Below are 4,060 nucleotides of genomic sequence, written 5' to 3' on the forward strand. Positions count from 1 at the left end.
GGCCCGGCGTCCGAGGTCGCGCGGCCGGAACCCGCCGGGCTGGCGCACCGCTCCGAGCTGCGGGAGCTGGGGCCGCACGTCGTGATCGCCCCGGCCTCGGCCAACTACGACGGCCTGTGGGCGGCGGTCGGGGTCCTGCGGCCGATCCCGGACAGCCTGGTGGTGGTGGCCGCCGCCGCCGACGCCGCGCCCGTGCTGCGCGACCGGATGGGCGAGCTCGGCGACCTCGCCCGCGCTCGCGGCGCGAACGTCCTGGTGCTGGCCGCGTCCGGCCTGGCCGCGCGCGCCCCGAACGGCCGCCGCCCCGCCGAGGTGGTCGCCGCCCGGGCCGGGCTTCCGGTGATCGCCCCCGACGGCCTGGTGGAGATCACCCCCGACGGCGACCTCGACGTGCTCGCCCCGGACGGCGCGTCCGGACCCGCCTCCTGGTGGTACTGCGCCCCCGACGCCGCCCCCCGCCGCGCCCGCCGGGCGGCCCTCGTGCCCACCGCGGTCCCTGCGCTCCGGTCCTCCGTCCCGCCGACCGTCCGGGTGCGAAGGCTGCCCGCAGGGTACTGGCTCACGCACGTCGCGGCCCCCGCCCCCGGCCCGCTGCCCGGACTCGCGATGGCCGCCGGTCCGCTCGGCAGCACCGTCCTGGTGGTCGGTACGCCCGCCGCGCCCGTCCTGCTGCCCGAGGACTTCGTCGCCGCCGTCACCGCGCTGCCCGTCGCCCCCGACCGGCTGGTGGTCAGCGCACCGTGGGCGGCCCCCGACGAACTCGCCGCGCTCACCGCCGCGCTCACCACCCGCCTGGACCGGCCCGTGCACGCCTCGATCGGGGTGCCCATGGCCGGGTCGACCGGTCCCTCCTCGCGCGTCCTGGATGCCCACGGGCACCCCCGCTGGGAGCCGTTCCTGCTGCAGCTCGCCGCCGTTCCCGGCGACGCCGTCGCCCCCGTCGCCTGGCACAACGGCGGCGCCGACTGGCGCACCGAACGGCCGGCCGTCTTCGCCGCGTTCCCGCACTGGGCGCTGGAGGCCGTCCCGGCCGGCCTCTGGCTGCGACCCGAACCGCCGCACGTGCTGACTCCGCGGTTCCGCCGGCCCGAGGCGACCCGTCCGCTGCTGATCGTCGGCGAACGCGACCGCCCGGTCGCCCCGGACGTGTTCGAGGAGCTCGGCTGCCTCCTCGACCGGCTCCCCGCCGTCGGGGTGCACGGCTTCGGCCTGCTCGTCCACGGCCTGCTCGAACCGGCCGCCGTCCCCGTCGCGCGCTTCGTCGCCCGCACCCACGACCTCGACTGGCTCGGCCCCGAACAGCCCGTCGGCGCCCCGCCGCGCCCCGTGCCCGTCCGCTACGGCGCCGTCGCCCCGCCGCCACCGCCCGTCCGGAACCACCAGCGGCCCGTGCCCCCGCCGGCCACGGCCCCGCCCGTCCGGACCTCCACCTCCGCTGCGACCGGACCCGAGGCCGTCGCACCGATCGGCCCGACCGCCCGCCCCACGGCCTCCGGCGGCCCCGACCTCCCCTACCTCCCCGCCCTCGGCGCCTCGTCCGCGCCGGAGACCGGGGAGCCCACCGCGACCGCCTCCGCAGGCACACCGTCACGGCCGGCCGCCGAACCGGCCCGACCGGCCGACGCCCCGGACGGCGCCCCGGCGGAGTCCTCGTGGACCGGAGCGCCACCGGCATCCTCGCCCCCGCGGACCGACGCGCCGTCAATCCCCCCGCCCGACACCGTCCCTGTTCCCCCGACCGACGAGCAGCCCGAGCCCGGCGCACGACCCCGGCCCGACCCGGTGTCCGCGCCCCCGCTCGGGGACACCCCGGGCGCTTCCGCGTCAGGCAAGTCCGTGCCGCGTCTGCTCCGGTCCGAGGGCCTTTCCGCACCCGCACCCACCGGGGTCAGCACCGTCGAGGACCGGGAGGCCGTCCGGGCGCTGCTCGGCGAGTACTACCGCCGGTGCTCGGGCGGGGTGGAACAGCTTTGGACCCGGCTTCCCGGCCTGCGGTTCACCACCGGGGACGACATCAAACCGGACCTGGTGGCCGTCCTGCTGCACCACACCGACGCAGGCGTTCCGGCCGACCGGGACGAACTGGTCGCGGCGGCCCGCTCCGGCGACCCCCGGCTCGCGCCGTTCCTGCGCTGCCTGGGCTCCGGGCTGCGTCGGCTGCCGAGCCACCACGGCGCGGTCCTGCTCACGGCCCCACCCGGGTCGGATCGGGACGACCTACTGGCGCAGTACCGGGTGGGGCAGCAGCTGACCGAGCCGGGCCCGGTCACCGGCCTGACCACAGCCGCCGCCGAACTGCCGGGCTCTCCGGTGGAGTTCGTGATCTGGTCGGTCACCGGCCGACGCACCTCCGCGTTCGCGGTCGGCCCGGAGGAGACCCGGGCCACCTTCCCCCCGGCCACCGCGTTCACCGTCCTCGAGGTGCTGCCGACCGCCGACCCGGCAGACGGGCCCGCACGGGTGCTGCTGCGCGAGTCCGGCGGCACGGACGCCGATCCGGCCGGGCGCGACCGCGACGCCCTGACCCGTCTGCACTCCTGGCTGGACCGCCGCGACCGGCTGAGCACGGCCGAACGCCGGACGATCGAACACCCCGGGCGCTTCCACCTCACGCCGGGAGTGGAACTCTGCCCCGCACCGGACCCCGGGTAGTCCCGACCTGGCTTGCGACGGCTCCCCGGACAGGATCAGCCCCATACCTGGCTCAACATGATGGCGACACAAGTGTGTTGACGTTGCGTCAACGAGTTACCCCCGGCCCCCACGGTCGGGCGGCAGGCATCAGGCAGGATCGATCCCCCGCCCGGGTCATCATCTCCGCGGCACAGTCGTACTGACGCCCTGCCAGCGGCAAGCCTGCGGGGCCGCCGGTCCACGGAGCCGGACGGCCACGGCGCGCCACGTTGTGGCCGGCGTCGCTCCGGCGGCACACCGCTCGGCCCACCACTCCGCCCCAGCGGGCCCGCTCCTCAGGCCTCCGAGCGGCCAGTCCCGACGGTGCGCGCCGTCGGCCCCGTGGCCTCCTCCGGCGCCGACAGGCGACCGGCCGCCGGAAGTACACCGCGCGCCGCCCTCCGCCAGCCGGGCTCCACGGGGCCGCTGTTCGCGGTGCGCCGCGCACCGGGGGCCTCCCGTCCCGGCCGGCCGTCGGCCGTTTCGGACTCGTCGTCCTCGACGTCCCAGAGCGCGGGCGTCCGGCGCTCCCCCGGCTCCGGGGCATCGCGTTCCGCCTTCCGGAACGCGGGCGCACGGCGCGGTGCCGACCCAGCGCCCGCGTCGTGCCCGGCCAAGGCGTCGAGGACGGTCTCCTGCCCGGTGGCCTGCCGCGCCGGAGTGGCCGGCCGTGCCTCCACGCCGCGCATCGGGCCGAGGGCCCGGCCCTGCTTCGGGCGGATCGCCCGGACCTCCCCCGGTCCGAGCATCGACTCCGGTACCGGGGCCAACTCCCAGCCCTCGGGGACCGGGGGCTGCTCAGGCCGCCGGTGCACCGCCCCCGTGGCCGGGGCCTCCTGCCACTCCGCCCGCTCCCATTCCTCCCGACGCCCGCCGTCGAGCGCCCCCGTCTCCGGCTCCCGACCCCAGCGCTGCGCAGCACCGCCTCCGCCGCCACCGGGCGTCGAATCGCTGGAGGTCCGCACCACGGGTCTGGCGGCCGGCGGCGGTGGCGGGGCGAACCTGGTCGGGGTGTCGAGGCGGTAGAGGTGCAGGGAGAGGCCGTGGCTGCGGACGGTTCCGGCCCCGGTGTCCTGCCAGGGGGACGGCTGCCAGCCCGCGCCGGGGGCGAGGTGTTCCGGCGTCAGGTGCCATTCGGCGGCGGCGGGGACGTCCAGGACCGCATCGACCCGGCCGGGCAGGATCAAGGTGCCGCGAGGGGTGCGGGCGACCACGCGCCGCTCCTGCCCGGTGTCGGTGCCGAGCACCGTGATCCGCCACGCTCCGCTCATCCGCAGCAAGACTGCCTCCCCGAGTCCGCGCGGGGCGGACGGTCCGGCCCCGCTACCTGCTCGACGGACCGCCGGACATCCGGGGTTCAGCCCGGCTCGTGGCGCGGGCCGGCTCG

1 protein-coding gene and 1 pseudogene are annotated in these 4,060 nt (G+C 78.0%); one reads left to right on the forward strand and one right to left on the reverse strand.

The features are described from left to right. Nucleotides 1-2,652, forward strand: a pseudogene (locus AA75_RS35745) (hypothetical protein); the annotation flags it as partial. A gap of 317 nt (nucleotides 2,653-2,969) precedes the next feature. Here the strand turns inward: AA75_RS35745 and AA75_RS35750 are convergent. Further along, nucleotides 2,970-3,944, reverse strand: coding sequence for a hypothetical protein (locus AA75_RS35750; RefSeq protein WP_149038576.1), 975 nt, complete (start codon nucleotides 3,942-3,944; stop codon nucleotides 2,970-2,972). Nucleotides 3,945-4,060 lie beyond the last annotated feature (116 nt).

This window comes from Kitasatospora sp. MBT63 (assembly GCF_000710465.2).
In the GTDB taxonomy this organism is placed as follows: Bacteria; Actinomycetota; Actinomycetes; order Streptomycetales; family Streptomycetaceae; genus Kitasatospora.